Below are 18,838 nucleotides of genomic sequence, written 5' to 3' on the forward strand. Positions count from 1 at the left end.
CACTGGTCGGGTGAAGAGCCAAGACACCCCCTTCGTGGGCGGCCCCCTCGACGGGCGCGTCCTGCCCGTGCTGCTCGGCATCACCGGGCACCCCCCGAAGACGTACCGGATCCCCGTGCCCGACGCGGCCGGCGGCCCCCCGACCGTCCTCGTCTACCGCCGGGTCGACGCCGGCCGGGGCGGCTTCCTGCACCAGCTGTGGAAGTACGAGTACGCCCCCGACGCGGACCCCGGCCGACGCCTGAAGTGGCCCTGGTCCAAGCCGAACGGCGCGACCGGTCCCGACACCCGGGACACCCCGGACGGGCAATCCGCCACGCCGCCCGCGCAGCCGCGCCCCACCGACGAGTGACCCCCGGGCGCCGAACGGTCCACCCGGCGCGCGCCCGCCCCCCGCTCCCCCCATCCTGCCGATGCGAGGTGGACGGCCCACCCCCGCACCGGAGGTGATGACGTGTCAGGAAGGCTTCTGCGCCTGGTCAGTACGGCAACGGTCACGGCGCTCACAGCCGGCGCCCTCCTCACCACGACCCCCACACCGGTCATGGCCGCACCGGAACCCCCCGCCGGCACCGACACCGGCACCGAGACCGCCGCCCCCGACAACCGCTCGATCGCCGACCTCCTCACCGATCTCCAGCGGCTCTACCGCGAGACCGAGGAGGCCACCGAGGCGTACAACGCCACCGACGAGGACCTGGCCGAGCAGCGCGCCGAGGTGGCGAGGCTGGACCGGCGGCTCGTGGCGGCCCGCCTCTCCCTGCACGACAGCCGGGGCGCGGCAGGCCGGCTGGCCCGGCAGCAGTACCAGAACAGCAGCACCGCGCTCTCCCCGTACGTACGGCTCCTCCTCGCCCGCGACCCGCACCGGGCACTGGAGCAGGGCCATGTGATCGGCCAGGTCGCCCGGGAACGGGCCGACACGGTGGAGCGGCTGGTCGGCAGCGAGCAGGACTCCGACGCCCTCGCCCGCACGGCCCGCGCGGCCCTCGACCGGCAGCTCACCCTCACCGAGCGCCGCGAGAAGGAACGCGACGACGTACGCGAGCGCCTCGACGAGGTGGAGAAGCTTCTCGCCTCCCTCACCGCCGAACAACTCGCCGACATCGAGAAGTTGGAGCAGGACCGCACGGCCGAGGCCCAACGGGACCTCGTCACCTCCGGCGCGCTCAGCACCGTACGCCCCCCGACCCGCGCCGGCGCCAAGGCCCTGCGCCACGCCGTCGCCCAGCTCGGCAAGCCCTACGAATGGGGCGCCGAGGGCCCGAAGACGTACGACTGCTCAGGCCTCACCTCTCAGGCCTGGTCCCGAGCGGGCCACCCCATCCCCCGCACCAGCCAGGAACAGTGGGCCCAACTCCCCCGAGTCCCCCTGGCCGAGCTCCGCCCCGGCGACCTGGTCCTCTACTTCAAGAAGGCCACCCACGTAGCCCTGTACCTGGGAGAGGGAAAGGTCGTCCAGGCCGCCCGCCCCGACACCAGGATCAAGGTCTCCCCCATCGCCGCCAACCCGATCCTGGGAGCGGTACGCCCAGACCCGAAGGAAAAGCCCCTGAAGAAGTTCAACCCCCCGAAGCTCCCGAGCACTACAGGCCTTTAGGGGCGCGGGGCTGTATCGATGTGCGGCTCCGCCGCGTGGGCGCGAACAACCACACACAACCCGCACCCGACAGCCAAGAGAAGGCACCCCCACGCCCCCCTACCCCCCGGCAACCTCCGAAAGATACGCCGCCGTCTTCTCCCCCTCGTAGAAATACCCCTCAAAATCCCCCGGATCATCAAACCCATTGGCAAAACGATCCGCCACCACCGGCAGCCCCTCAGCCGCCCCGATCAACCCCAGCACATGCTCAGCCGGCGGAGCCAACATCGTGTTGGTCCACTTCGTGACGGGCCCGGCGATCCGCCAGAACCGCTCGAACGTCCGCCGCATCCACGCCTCGTCGAACTCCCCGTCCCCGTGATCGAGGATCGCGGCGAGGTAGACGGCCGCGCACTTGGTCGCCGAGTTCGCCCCCTGCCCGGTGAGCGGGTCGTTGGCCACGACGACGTCCCCGGCGCCCAGCACCAGCCCGCCACCGGGAAGCCGTGCGACGGGGTGCCGGACGACCGGCGTGTAGCGGCCGGTCAACGCCGCGCCCGGGTCGGTCACCTCCACCCCGGTGGCTCGCGCGTACTCCCAGGGGACGTGGCGCCGCATGAGTTCCAGGGTCAGGGCGAGCTGCCCCTCGGCGTCCCGGACGCCGTGGAACGCGTCGAGCGGGCCGCCGGGCAGGCCCAGCCAGAACAGGGCGTCGGCCCGGCCGGAGGTGGTGAGGACCGGCTGGACGATGAGTTCGCCGAGGCCGGGCACCAGGTTGCAGCGGGCCGCGTCGAACTCCGGGTGCTCGGGGCGCGGGCCGAGTCCGTGCACGTACACGGCGGCGAGGGCGCGTTGCGGCTCGGTGTAGGGCGAGCGGGAGGCGTCGCGGCGGAACATCCGTACCAGTTCGCCCTTGCCCGCGGTGACGAGCACGAGGTCGTACACGCGGGAGAAGTAGTCGAGGTCGGAGACCGCGGCGCCGTGGATGACCAGCTGGCCGCCCCGCCGGGCGAACGTCTCCAACCAGCCGGCCATCTTCACCCGCTGGTCCACGGCCTGCGCGTATCCGCGCAGCCTTCCGACCCAGTCGACGGCGCGCTCCCCGTCCGGGCCGGCGACGGACACCCCGACGCCCTCGATCCTCGGGGCCTGGGACTCCCAGAAGTTCAGTTCGAGGTCGCGCTCGTGGCGCAGGGCCGAGTCGAACATGCACTGGGTGGACATGATCCGGCCGGCGCGTATCTCGTCCGGGGTGCGATTGGACATCAGTGTGACCTCGTACCCGTGCGACTGGAGTCCGAGGGCCAGGTGCAGCCCGGACTGGCCGGCTCCGACGACGAGAATCTTCCGCATCCGGACAGGTCTCCTGGTTCGTCCGTGTCGTCCCGCTGGGAGGGACTACTCGGGGGTGACGGATATCGCGTGCGCGCACAGCGCCAGCAGGGTCTCCATCGCCGAGACCCGCTTGCGTGCGTCCATGATCATGACAGGTACATGCTCGGGCACGGACAACGCGTCCCGAACGTCCTCCGGCTCGTAGCGCACGCTGCCGACGAACTCGTTCACCGCGACGACGTACGGCAGTCCGCAGCTCTCGAAGTAGTCGAGCGCGGGGAAGCAGTCGCCGAGGCGGCGGGTGTCGGCGAGGACGACCGCGCCGATCGCGCCGCGCACCATGTCGTCCCACATGAACCAGAACCGCTCCTGGCCGGGCGTGCCGAACAGGTACAGGACGAGGTCGTCGTCGAGGGTGATGCGGCCGTAGTCCATGGCCACGGTGGTGGTCAGCTTGTCCGGCGTCGCGGAGAGGTCGTCCGTGGCGGCGCCGGCCTCGGTCATCAGCGCCTCGGTCCTGAGGGGGGTGATCTCGGAGACCGCGCCGACGAAGGTGGTCTTGCCGACGCCGAAGCCGCCCGCCACCACGATCTTCGTGGCGATGGGGGCCCGGGACAGGTCGGACTGCCAGGGTTTCAGCTCCTCCTCGGGCTCCGCCCCGGGCGGGCCGGCGTCCACGTCGACGTGGACGCCGGCCCGGGGAGAGGGCACGTCCAGACGAGGAGCGTCCGCGTCGACATCGACGCGGGGGGCGTCGTCGTCGACGCCCGGGGTGACGCCGGGCGAGGCGTCGGGGGTGACGCCAGGCGAGGCGGCGTCAGAGACGGCGGAGTCCACTCAGCACCCTTTCCAGCAGAGCGCGGTCCGGCTGTCCCGGTCCGTGACCTGTTCCGTACACACGGATCTTTCCCTGGTCCGCGAGATCGCTGAGGAGGACGCGGACCACGCCGAGCGGCATTCTCAGCAGCGCGGCGATCTCCGCCACCGTCCGCATACGGCGGCAGAGTTCGACGATGGCCCGCATCTCGGGCATCACCTTGGTGTTGAGTGAACCATTCACCAACTGAGCCCGCTCGGCCGGGGCTTCGAGTACGGCGACGAACGTCTCCACCAGCAGGACGTGACCGAAGCGGGTACGGCCCCCGGTGAGCGAGTAGGGGCGTACGCGGGCGGGCTTGCGGTCGCCGCCGCGCACGGGGAGCCCCCTCGTGCCCCTGGCGCCCTTCGCGCCGCCCTCGGCCTTCTTCGGGCCGCTCATCGCCTGCTCCCGGCGGCCTCGGTCTCCTTCTGGGACTCGGCCTCCAGGGACTTGCGCAGTTCGCTGCGGAGTTCCGGGGTGAGGACGTGGCCGGCGCGGCCGACGAAGAGCGCCATGTGGTACGCCACCACGCTCATGTCGCAGTCGGGGGCGCCGTGGACGCCGAGCAGCGAGCCGTCGCTGATCGACATCACGAAGAGGCTGCCCTCGTCCATCGCGACCATCGTCTGCTTGACCCCGCCGAACTCCATCAGCTTGGCGGCGCCGATGGTCAGGCTGCCGATGCCGGAGACGATGGTGGCCAGGTCGGCGGCGGAGCCCCGGGGGCCCTGGGGCCGCTCTTCCGGGGCCTGGCGGACCTCGGCGTTTCTGCCGGGGTCGGAGGAGAGCAGCAGCAGGCCGTCGGAGGAGACCACCGCGACCGACAGCAGCCCCGGCACCTCCTCGACGAGGTTGGTCAGCAGCCAGTGCAGATTGCGGGCTTCACTGCTCAGTCCGAAGGTAATGGGCGCGGTCAACTGCTTTCCTCCTCGGAAGTGCCCCCCGTGGTGTCAACTGCCTCTGTCCGGTACTCATGTGTCACGGGCATCCGCGTCTCGCCCGACTGCTCGGCGATCTCCGCCTCGACGTCGCGGCGCCCTTCCTTGGCCCCCCGGTGGAACCCGCCGAGCCGTCGGCGGAGCTGCTCGGCGTTGACGCCCCCGGCCCGTGGCCTGGGGGCCGTGGGCGTGGGCGCGGTGATCCTGGGCGTGCGCTTGGGCAGGCCCTTGTCGGTGAGACGCGGGGGCTCCTCCGCCCGCGGCCCCTCGGCGTCGGCCCGTGACACCTCCGCCGGACGCGCCGCGTCGCCTTCGTCGGCGGCGCGCTCGTGGGTGTCGGGTTCCCTCGTGTACGGGTCGTCGGCGGCCTCCGCGGCGATGTCCTCGTCGGCGGCCGTCCCCGGGGCCACCGGAGCGAAGAGCTCCATCGTCGTCTCGGACACGGACTCGGCCCGGCCCCGGGGTGCGTCGTCTTCCGGTGCGACGGTCCCGGCGGCCTCCGCCGCGTCGGCGGCCGTCCCCATGGCCTCCCTCGCCAGCAGTGCCCGCTCGGCCGCCTCGATGAGCGGGTCGCCGTCGCCCTCCGGCTCGCGTACGGCGATGGAACGGCCGGACAGGACGTTCGAGTTGGCCTCGGCGTCGGCACCCGGCAGGGTCAGCGCGGGCGTGATCGAGACCGGCGTGCCCACGGGTACGGCGGGCGTGGGGGCCAGCAGCCCCTTGGGTACGACGACGACCGCGGCGGTGCCGCCGGCGCCGTGCTCCTGGAGCCGTACGGGGGTGCCGAGCCGGTGGGCGAGGCGGGCGACGACGTACAGGCCGAGGCCGAGTCCCTCGCCGTTCTCCTGGTCGTAGGGGGCCTCGGGGTCGAAGTCGGTGAGGCGGGCGTTGAGCTTCGCGAGGCGTTCGGGGACGACGCCGATGCCGCCGTCCTGGACGGAGAGGGTGATCTCGCCGTTCTCCATCAGCCAGCCGGAGACCTCGACGGACATCTCCGGCGGGGAGAACGAGGTGCCGTTCTCCAGGAGTTCGGCGAGGAGATGGCTGAGGTCGTCGGCGGCGAACCCGGCGACGTGCGCGCCCGGCGGCAGCGCGGCGATGCGGACGCGCTCGTAGCGCTCGATCTCGCTGACCGCGGCGCGGACGACGTCGACGAGCGGGACGGCTCCGGCGTGGTGCTGGACGTGCTCGTGGCCGGCCAGGACGAGGAGGTTCTCGCTGTGGCGGCGCATGACGGTCGCGAAGTGGTCGAGCTTGAAGAGGGTGGCGAGCCGGTCGGGGTCCTGCTCGCGCTCCTCCAGGGACTCGATGACGGCGAGCTGGCGCTCGACGAGGCCGAGGGTGCGCAGCGCCAGGTTGACGAAGGTGGCGTGGACGCTGTGCTGGACCTTCTTCAGGTGCGCGGTGGCCTCGGCGAGTTCGGCGCGCAGCCGGTCGCGGTCGTCGGCCATGGTCTGGCGCTGGCCGATGAGGTGCTTGCGGTCGCCCTCCAGGGGCGCGAGCCGCTCGTGCAGCGCGAGGGCGTGCGCGTGGAGCGCGTTGACGGAGCGCACGACCTGCGCGAACTCGTCGTTGCGCCCGGTGAACTTGACCGGTTCCTCGGCCGCCGGATCACCCGCGACCCGGGCGGAGCCGATGCGCAGCACCGCGAGCGGGCGGGTGAGGGAACGGGCCATGCCGGTGGCGACGCCGACGGCGAGGAGCATCAGGGCGCCGAGGACGGCGATCCGGATCTCCAGCGCGGTGACGTCCTCGTCGCGCAGCTGGGCGAGGTCCTTGGTGCGCCGGTCGTAGAGGGAGGACTCGGCGCCGCGCATCAGGTCCACGCGGGCGGAGAGCGCCGCGTCGACCTTCTTCGCGCTGGTGCCCGCCTCCCTGTCGGAGAGCGTGGGCTGGTCGGTGAGGTTCGTCAGGTACGTGTCGGCGGTGTCGGCCTCGGGGCCGGTGACCGTGGCGTCGTACGAGGAGCGGGTGGCGGCGGGCGCGGTCTCGCGGAAGTGGGCGAGGGCGGCGTCGGAGCGGACACGGGCCTGTTGCGCGGCGGCCGTGAGCGCGTCGCGCTGCTTCTCGTCCGCGGCCGAGGCGCCGGTCGTGGTGGCGGGCAGCCCGGTGACCGGGTCGATGACCGTCTGGGTGGTCGTCGGGACGCTGAGCGCGGCGACGAGCAGACCGCGGGCTGCGGCGGCCTGCTGGACGGCGGTGTCGAGCTCGGCGAGGGCGTACGCGCCGCCGCCCGCGCGGGGCGGCAGTTGCTCGGCCAGTTCCTCGGCGAGGGCGTGGAGTTCGGTGACGACGGCGGTGTACGCCCGGTGCGCTTCGAGAGCGGTGCTCTTCCCGGAGAGCGCCGCTTCCCGTACGCCGGCGATGGACTGGGCGCTCTCGATGGTCTCCCGCCGCGCGGCGGAGGTGTCGGTGTCCGCGCTCAGCTCCTCGACCTGGCGGTCGACGCGGTCACCGCGCTGCTCGCTGGGCGCGGCCGATTCGGGCCGCCCGGCGGCGATGTACGCGACGACCTCGTCGCGCTCGTCGGCCAGCGCGTGCGCGAGGGTGAGCGTCTCCTGGGTCCGCCCGGCGAGCGTGACCAGGCTCTGGGTGTCGTGCAGTTGCTCCGAGGCGGCGAGGATCGAGGGGGCTCCCGCGCCCGCTATGGCGGCGGCGACGACGGCCACGGCGACGATGAGCCGGTTGCGTACGTGCGCCTTCCGTCCGGTGCCGACGGTGGGGGCCTCTGCCTGTGCCGTCCCCTGCTGGTTCGGGGAGGCCGCGGAGGCCTTCGAAGCTGCCTGCTTGCCTGTGCGCCGAGGCCGCGTCTTCTGCACCGGTGCTCGCATTCCTGACTCGTGTACCCATGGGCCCGGGTGACGTTCCGTCAACTTGTGAGCGTCCCCCCGGTACGGCTCCCGACCCTCCCAGTGCCGGTGGGCGGTGGTCCCGCATCATCGGTCCCGCCACCCGAAGGAGTGAACATCCCCCAGGAGTTGGCGGGCAAGTTCCTCCGGCTCGCGCCGATGTCCCGCGCGGTGGGCCGGTTGGACGTCGGCGACGCGCTTTGACAGTATTCGCCGCCGCGCTTCACCGCTCACGATCATTCCATGCCAAACCCGGCACCTCGCCTGGAGGGTCCGGGTCGTACGGCAACCATGGTCGGCCTTTCGTCGATCTCGGGAAGGGCTCGTGCAGACTGGCCGAATGCGCACCGAACTCGTCTCGGAGCCCGGCGACCCCCTCCGCCCCAACGAGGACTTCGCGCGGCTCGCCCTTACCGCCAAAGGACAGGGCGGCACCCTCGTCCTCCTCGACGGCGTGACGCCGCCGCCCACCGACTACGGCTGTCGACATTCGGTCGCGTGGTTCTCTTCCCGCCTCGGTCACGACCTGGCCGAACTGTCCGTTTCGGAAGGGGATTCACCGCTGGTCACCGTCCTCTCACAGGCCATTTCTCGTACCGCCCAGACCCACGCCCAAACCTGTGACCTTTCTCACCCGCGAACACCACAGGCCACAGTGGTCCTCGCCCGCTGGTCGACGGAGGCGGTGGAGTACCTGGTCCTCTCCGACTCGGCGCTGCTGTTCGAGGGGCCGGACGGAGTGGTGACGGCGGTGCTGGACGACCGTCTGTCGAGGCTGCCGCGCGCCTCCCTCGCCACGGCCGCGATCGCCGACTCGACGGTCCGGAACAAGGAGGGCGGCTTCTGGACGGCGGCCGCGGATCCCGCTGTGGCCGAGCGGGCGGTGACGGGGATCGTCCCGCGCGAGAAGGTCCGGGCACTGGCCGCGTTGACGGACGGCGCCACCCGGTGGGTGGACACGTTCCGGCAGGGCGACTGGGAGGACTGCTTCACCTTCGTACGAAGGAAGGGGGCCGGGGCGCTGGTGGACCGGGTGCGGGAACTCGAACGCGCCGATGCGGAGCGGGAGTTCCTGGGCCGGAGCAAGACGCACGACGACGCGAGCGTGGTGTTCGCGGAGTTGTGAGGGCTCCCCTTCCTCCTCCTCAGCCCTCCACACCCCGGTTCAACTGGTGCAGCAGCCGCGCCAGTTCGGCCACCTCGTCGCGGTCCCATCCCGCCAGCTGCCGTACGTACGCCCCCCGCCGGGCGTCCCGGACCGCCCGGAAGCGGGCCCGGCCCTCCTCCGTGAGGTGGACGAGCCAGGCGCGGCCGTCGGCGGGGTCGGGTTCGCGGGCGATGAGGCCGAGGTGTTCGAGGGCGCGGAGCTGACGGGACATGGTGGCCTTGCCGACGCCGATGTAGGCGGCGAGTTCGGTGGCGCGGAGTCGGCCGGTCTCGTCGAGGCGGGCGAGGAGGCCGTAGGCGGCGGACTCCAGGTCGGGGTGGACGGCCCGGGCCATCTCGCCGGACTTGGCGCGGGCCCGCCGCAGCAGGACCGTCAGCTCCCGTTCCAGCGCCAGGAACGCCTGGTCCATACCACTCGCCGGCATGTCGGCCCCGGCACCGCCGCGGTCGCCGTTTCCGCCCTCGTCGTGCACGTCAGCGCTCCTGATTTTCGATTCCGGGTTCCTGAAGGTTTCCGCCAAAGGCTGCCATTGCGGGCAGCGCCGCTCAGTATTTCGCAGGCGCGGGTCGGCGCCGACCGCCCGCCCGGTCCGGCCCGTACTCGGCGGGCGCGTCCGTGCGCGGGGAAGGCCCGGGTCTCCCTCACGGGAGCCGGGCCTTCCGTCCGGTGGTGTCCGTCACGCCACCACCGGAGCCTTGGGGAACCGCCGCCCGGGGTCAGGCGGCCACGGGCACCTCCACCGCCGCCGGGGCCAGCGCCAGCTCCAGGACCTGGCGGACATCGGTGACCGCGTGGACGTCGAGCTTGTCGAGGACCTCGGCGGGGACGTCGTCGAGGTCGGCCTCGTTGCGCTTGGGAATGATGACGGTGGTGACGCCCGCCCGGTGCGCGGCGAGCAGCTTCTGCTTCACACCGCCGATGGGCAGGACGCGCCCCGTCAGCGAGACCTCACCGGTCATCGCCACATCCGTACGGACGAGCCGGCCGGACAACAGCGAGGCGAGGGCCGTCGTCATGGTGACTCCGGCGCTCGGGCCGTCCTTGGGGACTGCGCCCGCCGGGAAGTGGATGTGCACGCCCCGGTCCTTGAGGTCGGCGACGGGCAGCTCCAGTTCGGCGCCGTGCGAGCGCAGGAAGGAGAGCGCGATCTGCGCGGACTCCTTCATCACGTCGCCCAGCTGGCCGGTGAGGGTCAGCCCCGCCGCGCCCGTCTCCGGGTCGGCCAGCGACGCCTCGACGTAGAGGACGTCGCCGCCCGCACCGGTGACCGCGAGTCCGGTCGCGACACCCGGTACGGCCGTACGCCGCTCCGCCGGGTCCTGGGCCGCCTCGGGCACATGGTGCGGGCGCCCGATGAGACCCCGCAGATCGCCGTCCGTGACGGTGAACGGCAGGTCCCGCTGCCCCAGTTCGTGCTGGGCCGCGACCTTGCGCAGCAGCCGCGCGACGGACCGCTCCAGGTTCCGTACACCCGCCTCGCGCGTGTACTCACCGGCGAGCTTGCGCAGCGCGCTCTCGTCGAGGGTGACCTCGTCGGCGCCGAGCCCGGCCCGCTCCAGCTGACGGGGCAGCAGGTGGTCCCGGGCGATGACGACCTTCTCGTCCTCGGTGTACCCGTCCAGCCGGACGAGCTCCATCCGGTCGAGCAGCGCCTCCGGGATCGCCTCCAGCACATTGGCGGTGGCGAGGAAGACGACGTCGCTCAGGTCCAGCTCCACCTCCAGGTAGTGGTCCCGGAAGGTGTGGTTCTGGGCGGGGTCGAGGACTTCGAGCAGCGCGGCGGCCGGGTCGCCCCGGAAGTCGGAGCCCACCTTGTCGATCTCGTCGAGCAGGACGACGGGGTTCATGGATCCCGCCTCCTTGATGGCGCGGACGATACGGCCGGGCAGGGCGCCCACATACGTACGCCGGTGGCCGCGGATCTCCGCCTCGTCCCGTACGCCGCCGAGCGCGACCCGGACGAACTTGCGCCCCATGGCGTGCGCCACGGACTCGCCGAGGCTGGTCTTGCCGACACCGGGCGGCCCGACGAGGGCGAGCACGGCACCGCCGCGCCGCCCGCCGACGACACCCAGCCCCCGCTCCGCGCGCCGCTTGCGCACGGCGAGGTACTCGGTGATGCGCTCCTTCACGTCCTCGAGACCCGCGTGCTCGGCGTCGAGCACCCGCTGGGCGCCCTGGATGTCGTACGCGTCCACGGTCCGCTCGTTCCAGGGCAGTTCGAGGACGGTGTCGAGCCACGTCCGGATCCACCCGCCCTCGGGCGACTGGTCGCTCGACCGCTCCAGCTTGTCGACCTCCTTGAGCGCGGCCTCCCGTACGGTCTCCGGCAGATCGGCGGCCTCGACGCGCGCCCGGTAGTCGTCGGACTCCTCGCCGTCCTTCTCGCCGTTCAGCTCGCGCAGTTCCTTGCGGACGGCTTCGAGCTGCCGCCGCAGCAGGAACTCGCGCTGCTGCTTCTCGACGCCCTCCTGGACGTCCTTGGCGATGGTCTCGGCGACGTCCTGCTCGGCGAGGTGGTCGCGCAGCAACTGGGTGGCGAGCTTCAGCCGGGCGACGGGGTCGCCGGTCTCCAGGAGCTGGATCTTCTGCTCGGTGGTGAGGAAGGGTGAGTAGCCGGAGTTGTCGGCGAGCGCGGACACGTCGTCGATGGCCTGCACGCGGTCCACGACCTGCCAGGCGCCGCGCTTGCGCAGCCAGCTGGTGGCAAGGGCCTTGTACTCCTTGACGAGTTCGGTGACCTGGCCGGGCAGTGGGTCCGGAACACTCTCGTCGAGCCGTGTCCCCTCGACCCACAGGGCGGCACCGGGCCCGGTGGTCCCGGCCCCGATCCGCACGCGTCCGAGTGCGCGGATGAGCGCGCCGGGGTCTCCGTCCGCCAGCCTTCCGACCTGCTCGACGGTCCCGAGCACACCCGTGCTCGCGTACGCCCCGTCGATCCTCGGCACCAGCAGCACCTTCGGCTTCCCGGGCTCCGCCCGCGCCGCCGCCTGCGCGGCCTCCACCGCGGCCCGTACATCCGTGTCATTGAGGTCCAGCGGCACCACCATTCCGGGCAGCACGACCTCTTCGTCGAGCGGCAGTACGGGCAGGGTGAGCGGTGCGGACGTCGAAGCCATGATCTCTCCCTCGGCAGTCAAGTTGAGCTATGCCGACTCAATGCACATGAGCCGCTGAATGTTCCCCGAGGGGCGGGGCGTTCGCTGTGGGCGATCACCGGAGTGGGCGGAGGGCATCCGCAGGGCACGAGGGAGGGGTTTGGCGATCGGCGAGAAGGGGGCACGGCTCATCACGGTCGACGGTGTGGGCTACCGCCGGCGGGTGCGTCGGAGGCCGACGTACAGCCAGGCACTGTGCTGGTCGCCGTGCACGTACGCGGTGACGCTCGCCGAGAACGCCGGCGCCACCCTGGTGGTCACGACGGACCAGCCGCACGCCGGGAACTGGTTCGGGCGGCCCGCGCGGCCCGTGCTCCCGTCGGCTGTCGCGGACGCGATCCGGCGGGCCCTCGCCGGCGGCTGGGACCCGCACGCGCCGGGTGCCCCCTTCCCACTGGACCTGTCCGAGGGTTTCACGGCGCCGCCGCAGGACCCGCGCCCGCCCCGCGAAGCGTCGACGGCGCCCGCCGAAGTACCGACCGGGGGTCGCCCCCACCCCGACATCCGTAATAGTCTTATCGCAATCTCACCTATTACAAACACGGGGGTTGCGGTGGACGCGGTCGTGCGGGCCTGGGTCGACGGATGGGTCGTGTCGCGAGGTGCGGCGCCGCCGGTGGAGGAGCCCTGGGGGTGCACGATCGACATGGGGATGGCCCAGCACGTCACCCGCCATGTCTTCGGCACGACGAACGACGAGGTGGAGGAGGCGGCGGTCCGCAAGGTCGCGGGCGCCGTCACCGGTGCCGGAACCTGGCTCAAGGTCTTCGCGGCGCCGTCGACGGTGACCCCCTGGCTGGGCGAGGGCTGGTGGGTCGACCCCGAGCCGGGCTACCTGATGTCCGTGCGGCTGAGGTCCCACGAGGCCCCGGCCGCCGTGCCCGACGGCTACCGCCTGCGCACCTGGTCACGCGGTGGCGTCACCCGGGTGATGGTCGCCGCGCCGGACGGCTCCCTGGCCGCGCGCGGCCAGATCGCCCCGACCGGGGCGACGGCGGTCGTCGACCAGATAGAGACGTCCCCGGACCACCGCCGCCGCGGCCTCGGCACCCTCGTCATGCGGACCCTCACCCACACCGCCCTCGACCAGGGCGCGGAGGTGGGGGTGCTGGGCGGAACGCCGGACGGGCGGGCGCTGTACGAGTCGCTGGGGTGGGGGGTGGTGGCGCCGTTGACGAGCGCGCGGTTCACGGGCGTCCGTGAGCCGTGAGTTCCGCCCGCTGCCGTTGACACGTAGGCCGCAGCCCCCGCCGCGGACAACGCCGATCGTCCACACGGCAGCCGACGCCGATGTCCGCTGCCCGGAGACGTCCCGGAGCGCCCGAGCAGCCCGCGGAGCGCGGGCCGGCTCGACGACCAGTCCGGGCATGAGATCGACTCGTTGAACGAGCGTGTGGCGGAGGCAGAGGAGCGTTTGGCCGCCTGGAGATCACGCGGTACGGCGCGCAGGGTTCCGTCCGCGTACAGCGAGTCGCCCGCGCCTCGCTCCACCCGCCCAGCGCGCCGGGGTCACCCCTCCGTGAGCGCGGCGCGGTTGAGCGGCACCCGCTGCAGGAACGTGGTGCGCAGCCCCGGGTCAGCGATGCTGTCCGCCTTGGCGAGGATGCACCGCCGGGCCTTTCGGAGAGCGTCGGCCGCGTCGACCTCCCGGCCGACGCCGCTGAGCGCCACGTAGTGGCGGTGGTAGACCTCCTCGGTACGGAGCGCGGGCATCGTGCCGCCCGCCGCCTCCAGCAGCTCCACGGCCCCGGCGCTGTGGCGCACCGCCGCCGCGCTGTCGCCGAGTTCCTGCCGGACGAGGGAGAGCAGGCACAGGGCTGCGACCTCGCTGCGCTGGAAGTCGGTGCGGCGGCACTCCCAGATCGATTCGCGCAGCAGGTTTTCGGCAGTGCCGAGGTCGCGGCCCGTGTAGCGGGGCTGAAGCAACAGCTCCGCCAGGTAGTTGCGGACCAGGGTGAGGATGCCGTGGTGCGGACGCTTCTCCAAAAGGCCCCAGGCGATCTCGATCTCGGGGCCGGCGTCGTCGGGCCGGGCGTCCTCGATCCGCGTCTTGCCGAGCAGGGCGCGGTTGTACGCCTGGTGGGGGCTGTCAGCCGCGTAGCCGCCGAGGAGGTCGATCTCCCGGGTGAGGGTGGCTTCCGCCTCGCCGAAGCGGCCGGCAGCGATGAGGAGCTGGCACAGGTAGTTGGTGGACGTGGCGCGCTGGTCGTGCAGGTCCGCCGCAGTGGCCACGACAAGGGCCTGGCGCAGCAGCCGCTCGCCGGTGTCGAAGTGGCCGAGGTCGAACTCGGCCACGCCACGTACGCAGTCGAGTTTGGCGATCCGCAGCGTCCAGTGTGCGAAGGCCGGGCCCGCCGCATCGGGGCCACGGCGGTCGGCAATCCGTTCCGCGATTCGCTGGGCCTCCGCCAACAGGGCGGCGCCCTTGGTGATGGACCGGCCGACCGTGTGGTGCCCCTGGAGTGTCAGGGCGTCCAGGAGCAGCAGATCATCGCCGGCGTCCTCGGCCAGCCGGGCGGCCTCGGCGAAGGCGGCGACGGCCCGTCCAAGGCCGTTGGATCCGATCAGATGGCGGCCCCTGAGCAGGGCGGCGACAGCCCGGGACCGCTGGTTGCCCAGGATCACTGCGACCTGGCGGGCTTCGTCGACCAGGTCGTCGTGGGCCGGTTCCGGCTCGGTTCCACTGCTGCTGCCGGTGGACCACCACAGCTCGGAAGCGTCCAGCAGCAGGCGGATGGTCTCCAGCCTGACTTCAACGACGGCGGGGTCCCGCGCCGTGCGCAGGCTGGGCAGCAGATTCCGGGCGCCGCGCACGGCGTCCCGGTAGTTTCCTTCGGTGAAGGCACGCAACGCCTGGGTGTACTGGTGGAACGCCTCGTCGGCGGTGCGCATGGTCGGTTCCTTCCGCTCGGGGACCGCCCCTTCAGGGGCTGTTGGTCGAAGGGCTCCCCGCAGTGCGTATCCGGTCGGCTGCGGAACGGAACCACTCCGGGGGACACAGGTCGGAATTGCCGACGACCAGCGCCGCGCAGCTGTCGAGATGCTGGGCGACAAGCGCCTGGTCGCCGGCCCGGTCGGCCGCGAGGGCGTCGCACAGGGCGGCGGCGGCGAGTTCGTCCTTGGCGCCGCAGCGCCGGTAGGCGGAGAGCGCTTGGCGGGCGGCGGTCTCCGCCTCCGCCGACCTGCCGGTACGCCACAGCGTCCAGGCCCGGTTGAAGGAGCACAGCGCCTCCGGGCGGGGCATGTCGCCCTGGATGCTGACGGCCACGCCCGTGTCGAAGGCGTCCAGGGCCGAAGCCAGGTCACCGGTACCGACCCGAGCGATTCCGAGGCCGTTCCAGGCGAAACCCAGAGCCTCGCTCTCGCCGGACTCCTCATAGGCGATGATCGCGTCCCGGATGGTGTCCGTCGCTCGCGGCCAGTCCCGCATGGTGACATAGGCGCAGGCCAGAGCGTCGCCCTCGCGGGCACGGACGATGGGCAGGCCGGTATCGCGGGACAGCCGGGTCAGTTCGGCTGCCACGTCGAGGCCGAGCTCGGGCCGGTTGGCATAGCTGTGGGACAGGCTGAGGCCGAGAAGAGCGTGGGCCTGCTCCTCGATCATGCCGAGTCCGGCGGCGATGTCGGCGGACCTTCTGTACCGCCCGACAGCGTCCTCGACGCGTCCTTCGGTGCGGTCCATGTCGCCGAGCAGGAAGAGGATCCGTTGCAGACATGCGTCGTCCTGCGGGCCGGTGGCCAGCGTCTCGGCTTCCCGAAGCAGTTCGGCCGCCCTGCTCAGCGGCCCGATGAGGACGTAGGCGTGTCCGTGGGCGACCAGATTCGCCAGGCGGGCCTCACGCTGCGTCAACCGCCCGGTGAGGCTCGTGCAGATCGACAGCACCGCGCCGGCCGAGCCCTGCCACACCAGGAAGGCCGCGAAGCGGTCGAGGAGCAGGGCGGCTTCGTCGTAGTCCTCAGCCCGCATGCGGTGCTCCAACTCGTGTCGCTGCGGGGCGACGTCCGGCGGACTGCGCCACTCCTCCCGGGGCTTCGCGGAACGGGCGTACCAGTCGGCGGCGCGGCGGTGCAGCCGTCTCGCAAGGCGTGGATTACGCCGTGCGAGGTCCGCGCAGGCGATGTCGGTGTCCATCGGCAGCAGGGCGTACGTACGGGTCCGGCGATCCGCCCTGGCCAGAAAGCCCCGAGCCAGGCCCACCAGAACGGAGCGCACCTGAAGGTTCGGGGCCAGGGGGCTGAGCACCCATTCGACGGCCTCGGGAACGACCGGGGTGCCGAAAACCGCCAGGCTGTCCATCACCAGCCGCTGGTCCTCGTCAAGCTGCTGGTAGCGACGCTGGGCCAGTTCGTCGACAATGCCCGTAACGGCGGCGGTGTCGCGCAGCCACTCGCGCAGTGAGCGCATGTTGGCGTCGTCCTGGAGCGCACCGGCGATGAGTTCCAGACCCCTGGGAACGCCATAGACCCGTTCGGCCGTCTCCGCCAGCAGCGCGCCGTCGGCGTCTCGTATCCCGCCCCGGCCGTCGGGGTCCAGTTCCCGCAGCAGGGCGACCGAGTCCTGCTCGGGCAGCCCGTCGTACAGGACGATCCGGCGCTCGGCACGGACGAACTCGGCGGGCAGAGCCAGCGGTACCTGACTGGTGATCAGCAGGCGGGGCCCGCCCTCGTGGGTGAGCAGGGCCCGCACCATGGCCATCACCTCCGGTTCCCGGAAGTTGTCCTCCTCATCCAGCAGATCCTCCAGGTTGTCCAGCAGCAACAGCACCTGGAGCGGGGCCAGTGCGTCGAACAATTCACTCGCCTTGTCTGCGGCCCGGCGTCCGCTCGCCCAGATCCGGTGCAGCCGCTCCGACTCCTGGTCGTCGAGCAGGCGCAGACAGTCGAAGTAGATCCGTTCGAAGGTGATCCCGGTCGTGCGCTGTCCGAAGTACACAACCGCGTCCACCGGTTCGCTGCGGGCACCGTCGGGCCATACGCCCTCAGCCATGCTGTTGGCGGCACGGACCGCCAACAGGCTCTTGCCGATTCCGCGCCGCCCCAGCAGGGTGATGATCCGCACCGCCGGATCAGCGAGCAGGGCTCGGATGCGCAGCAGTTCCTCCATGCGGTCCTTGAAGGAGTGGATCCCGAACGCGGGACGCTCGTTGAGCGTCCGTGCCCTTCTGCGCCGCGCGAAGCCGTCCGGCCCAGACATCCCGCCTCCCCCGCCCCCGGGAGGTCTACTGCGGCATGGACCCCCGGTGCCAGGATAGGAGCACAGCGGGTAGCAGGACAGGTACGGGGGGCACAGGATGCGGCGGCAATGGGTGGTCTGGGCGGCCAGCGGAGTCGGCGCCGGCCTGATCACGGGCGGCTGGCTCATGGACGGAGCGGCTTACACTCCCGGCTTTCTGCTGGAGGTCGGCGTGACGCTGCTCCTGGTGATCCCAATCGCCGTGCTGGAGCGACGTCTGCAGCGCGCCGAAGAGAATACCCAGGCCCTGAACCAGGGCCTGGCCCGCATGAACGAGCAGATGCGGCGCACCGCCGAGCAGGTGCGGCACCTGAGCCGAATGACGGTCGACGACGGCTACAACGAGCGCGAGGCCGCGCTGCGGGCAGCCGAAAGCCGACGCGACCAGCAGTCCATCCGGCAGGCCCTGCGCGATGCCCACGCGATCGGCGCGGTCTCCGCCGGCGGGGTGCGGGTGCGGGCGGAGGGCCCGACCGCTGCCCGGCTGCGCTTCCGAGTCGCGGACGACGCGCCGGCGGTGGTCGCCGTTCGCATCGAGGCCGAAGCGGACGACACGGTGACGGCATCGCCGTGGCAACTATGGAAGGCGGGCGACAACGAACGGCGTATATGCCGACGGCTCAACACCGTGGCCCAGGGGCTCGGTGCGGACGGCGTCGGCATACAGCGCCTTCCCCTCGATCAACTCGCGGCCCTTCTCCGGCTCGCCGTCGAGGCCCACACCGGCGACGGCCGCGACCTCGGCACCGTCATAGAACTGGCCGACACGGAATGGGTCGTCAGCGACGACGGCCTGTACGGACGGTCCCGGCCGTACCGCATACCGCGCGACCTCATCACACGCGACCCCGCCGCCGATGCCATCGGCCCCTACCGCGCCCGCAACGCACCCCTCGCCGACCCCGCCCAACTCGCCGCCGCAGTCACCGTGGCCCGCACTGCCTACCGCATGGAGCCGACCACCTGAGCTCCACCCTGGGACAGCGGTCGCAAGGTGCGGGCGGTGACGAACGCCGCGGCCCCAGCACCGGCCCGACCCCGCCGATCTGCTGGATCACCCAGTAGCCCGCATCGTCGGCGAGCCGGGCGGCGATCTCCTGGTCGAGCCGTGCAGTCCGCCGATCGAGCTCATCGGTCAATGGCCGAGCCGTGGACTCACCGGGCGGCCGTGAACGCGTCACTCCCGACGCCCGCCAACTCGAACCACACCACCTTGCCGCAGGCCTGCCCGAGCGCGAAGCTCCCCCACGCGTCGGCGCACAGCTCCACCAGGGTGAGCCCCCGGCCACCGAGCGCATCAGGCGACACCGGGCACCCCGCCGGGCGCGGGAGCAGTGGACCCGTGTCCCACACACTTCCCCTGAGCCGCTTGTCCGCCCACTTCAGCCGCACGAAGGCAGGGCCGGGGGCGTAGCGCAGGAGTTGGTGAGCAGCTCAGAGGTCAACAGGACTGCGTTTTCGGTGAGTTCGTGTAGTCCGTGGCCATCGAGGACGAGTTTGACGGTGGCTCGTGCGATGGCGGGAGCGAGGGGATCGTGGGGCACGTGGAGGGTGTACTCCCACTCGAAGGGGGGCTGGGGCAGGGATTCATGCATGGCAACGCCCGGACGACGTACAGGCGTTGAGGGCCGCGTGACCGACCTGTCGCCAACCGTAGAGCAGAGGCCTAACATCTACTACCGATTCACCTAATTCCAGGTACAGATGGACCCGTTC

The 18,838-nt window shown here is 71.9% G+C and carries 15 protein-coding genes; 5 read left to right on the forward strand and 10 right to left on the reverse strand.

Going from position 1 to position 18,838, the window contains the following annotated elements; genetic code table 11:
* Positions 1 to 10 precede the first annotated feature (10 nt).
* A complete protein-coding gene (locus JIX56_RS13995) occupies positions 11 to 352 on the forward strand; it encodes a hypothetical protein (RefSeq protein WP_257540669.1) in 342 nt (113 codons plus the stop codon).
* A gap of 102 nt (positions 353 to 454) precedes the next feature.
* A complete protein-coding gene (locus tag JIX56_RS14000; protein WP_257540670.1) occupies positions 455 to 1,600 on the forward strand; it encodes a C40 family peptidase in 1,146 nt (381 codons plus the stop codon).
* 99 nt (positions 1,601 to 1,699) lie between these two features.
* Here JIX56_RS14000 and JIX56_RS14005 read toward each other — a convergent pair whose 3' ends face one another.
* The 5 genes from JIX56_RS14005 to JIX56_RS14025 all read right to left on the reverse strand — a co-directional run bounded on the left by JIX56_RS14005 (position 1,700) and on the right by JIX56_RS14025 (position 7,533).
* The gene (locus JIX56_RS14005; RefSeq protein WP_257540672.1) at positions 1,700 to 2,935 is read right to left on the reverse strand and encodes a styrene monooxygenase/indole monooxygenase family protein; all 1,236 of its coding nucleotides are present in this window, start codon (positions 2,933 to 2,935) and stop codon (positions 1,700 to 1,702) included.
* Between the two features lie 45 nt (positions 2,936 to 2,980).
* On the reverse strand, positions 2,981 to 3,595 hold the full coding sequence (locus JIX56_RS14010) for a GTP-binding protein (protein ID WP_257550848.1): 615 nt from the start codon (positions 3,593 to 3,595) through the stop codon (positions 2,981 to 2,983).
* Between the two features lie 139 nt (positions 3,596 to 3,734).
* The gene (locus JIX56_RS14015; RefSeq protein ID WP_257540674.1) at positions 3,735 to 4,175 is read right to left on the reverse strand and encodes a DUF742 domain-containing protein; all 441 of its coding nucleotides are present in this window, start codon (positions 4,173 to 4,175) and stop codon (positions 3,735 to 3,737) included.
* The gene (locus JIX56_RS14020; protein ID WP_257540675.1) at positions 4,172 to 4,693 is read right to left on the reverse strand and encodes a roadblock/LC7 domain-containing protein; all 522 of its coding nucleotides are present in this window, start codon (positions 4,691 to 4,693) and stop codon (positions 4,172 to 4,174) included. The genes JIX56_RS14015 and JIX56_RS14020 overlap by 4 nt, the downstream gene beginning before the upstream one ends.
* Positions 4,690 to 7,533, reverse strand: a complete 2,844-nt coding sequence (locus JIX56_RS14025; RefSeq protein WP_257540677.1) for a sensor histidine kinase — start codon at positions 7,531 to 7,533, stop codon at positions 4,690 to 4,692. The genes JIX56_RS14020 and JIX56_RS14025 overlap by 4 nt, the downstream gene beginning before the upstream one ends.
* Positions 7,534 to 7,903: 370 nt before the next feature.
* Between JIX56_RS14025 and JIX56_RS14030 the strand changes: the two genes are divergently transcribed.
* A complete protein-coding gene (locus JIX56_RS14030; protein ID WP_257540679.1) occupies positions 7,904 to 8,689 on the forward strand; it encodes a protein phosphatase 2C domain-containing protein in 786 nt (261 codons plus the stop codon).
* A 19-nt stretch (positions 8,690 to 8,708) separates the two neighbouring features.
* Here the strand turns inward: JIX56_RS14030 and JIX56_RS14035 are convergent, their stop codons facing one another.
* Both JIX56_RS14035 and lon read right to left on the reverse strand, forming a co-directional pair.
* Positions 8,709 to 9,203, reverse strand: a complete 495-nt coding sequence (locus JIX56_RS14035; protein WP_257540680.1) for a MarR family winged helix-turn-helix transcriptional regulator — start codon at positions 9,201 to 9,203, stop codon at positions 8,709 to 8,711.
* A 244-nt stretch (positions 9,204 to 9,447) separates the two neighbouring features.
* A complete protein-coding gene (gene lon / locus JIX56_RS14040) occupies positions 9,448 to 11,850 on the reverse strand; it encodes an endopeptidase La (protein ID WP_257540682.1) in 2,403 nt (800 codons plus the stop codon).
* A 592-nt stretch (positions 11,851 to 12,442) separates the two neighbouring features.
* On the opposite strand from lon, the gene JIX56_RS14050 reads away from it, so the two are divergent.
* The gene (locus JIX56_RS14050) at positions 12,443 to 13,099 is read left to right on the forward strand and encodes a GNAT family N-acetyltransferase (protein ID WP_257550850.1); all 657 of its coding nucleotides are present in this window, start codon (positions 12,443 to 12,445) and stop codon (positions 13,097 to 13,099) included.
* A gap of 299 nt (positions 13,100 to 13,398) precedes the next feature.
* Here the strand turns inward: JIX56_RS14050 and JIX56_RS14055 are convergent, their stop codons facing one another.
* Entirely contained in the window at positions 13,399 to 14,781 is a 1,383-nt protein-coding gene (locus tag JIX56_RS14055; RefSeq protein WP_257540684.1) for a hypothetical protein, read from the reverse strand.
* Positions 14,782 to 14,812: 31 nt separating this feature from the next.
* Entirely contained in the window at positions 14,813 to 17,083 is a 2,271-nt protein-coding gene (locus JIX56_RS14060) for a tetratricopeptide repeat protein (protein ID WP_257540686.1), read from the reverse strand.
* Between the two features lie 97 nt (positions 17,084 to 17,180).
* Here JIX56_RS14060 and JIX56_RS14065 point away from each other — a divergent pair, with 97 nt between their 5' ends.
* Complete coding sequence (locus JIX56_RS14065) at positions 17,181 to 18,089, forward strand: hypothetical protein (RefSeq protein ID WP_257540688.1); 909 nt, start codon at positions 17,181 to 17,183, stop codon at positions 18,087 to 18,089.
* A gap of 188 nt (positions 18,090 to 18,277) precedes the next feature.
* Here JIX56_RS14065 and JIX56_RS47640 read toward each other — a convergent pair whose 3' ends face one another.
* Positions 18,278 to 18,430, reverse strand: coding sequence for a hypothetical protein (locus JIX56_RS47640; RefSeq protein WP_306819847.1), 153 nt, complete (start codon positions 18,428 to 18,430; stop codon positions 18,278 to 18,280).
* Positions 18,431 to 18,838: the final 408 nt, after the last annotated feature.

Source organism: Streptomyces sp. CA-210063 (assembly GCF_024612015.1).
Taxonomy (GTDB): domain Bacteria; phylum Actinomycetota; class Actinomycetes; order Streptomycetales; family Streptomycetaceae; genus Streptomyces.

Excerpts from the sequence above, each read along its gene's own strand:
- JIX56_RS14005 (WP_257540672.1), bottom strand. The coding sequence starts at position 2,935 with ATGCGGAAGATTCTCGTCGTCGGAGCCGGCCAGTCCGGGCTGCACCTG.
- JIX56_RS14015 (WP_257540674.1), bottom strand. The coding sequence starts at position 4,175 with ATGAGCGGCCCGAAGAAGGCCGAGGGCGGCGCGAAGGGCGCCAGGGGC.
- JIX56_RS14030 (WP_257540679.1), top strand. The coding sequence starts at position 7,904 with ATGCGCACCGAACTCGTCTCGGAGCCCGGCGACCCCCTCCGCCCCAAC.
- lon (WP_257540682.1), bottom strand. The coding sequence starts at position 11,850 with ATGGCTTCGACGTCCGCACCGCTCACCCTGCCCGTACTGCCGCTCGAC.
- JIX56_RS14055 (WP_257540684.1), bottom strand. The coding sequence starts at position 14,781 with ATGCGCACCGCCGACGAGGCGTTCCACCAGTACACCCAGGCGTTGCGT.
- JIX56_RS14060 (WP_257540686.1), bottom strand. The coding sequence starts at position 17,083 with ATGTCTGGGCCGGACGGCTTCGCGCGGCGCAGAAGGGCACGGACGCTC.
- JIX56_RS14065 (WP_257540688.1), top strand. The coding sequence starts at position 17,181 with ATGCGGCGGCAATGGGTGGTCTGGGCGGCCAGCGGAGTCGGCGCCGGC.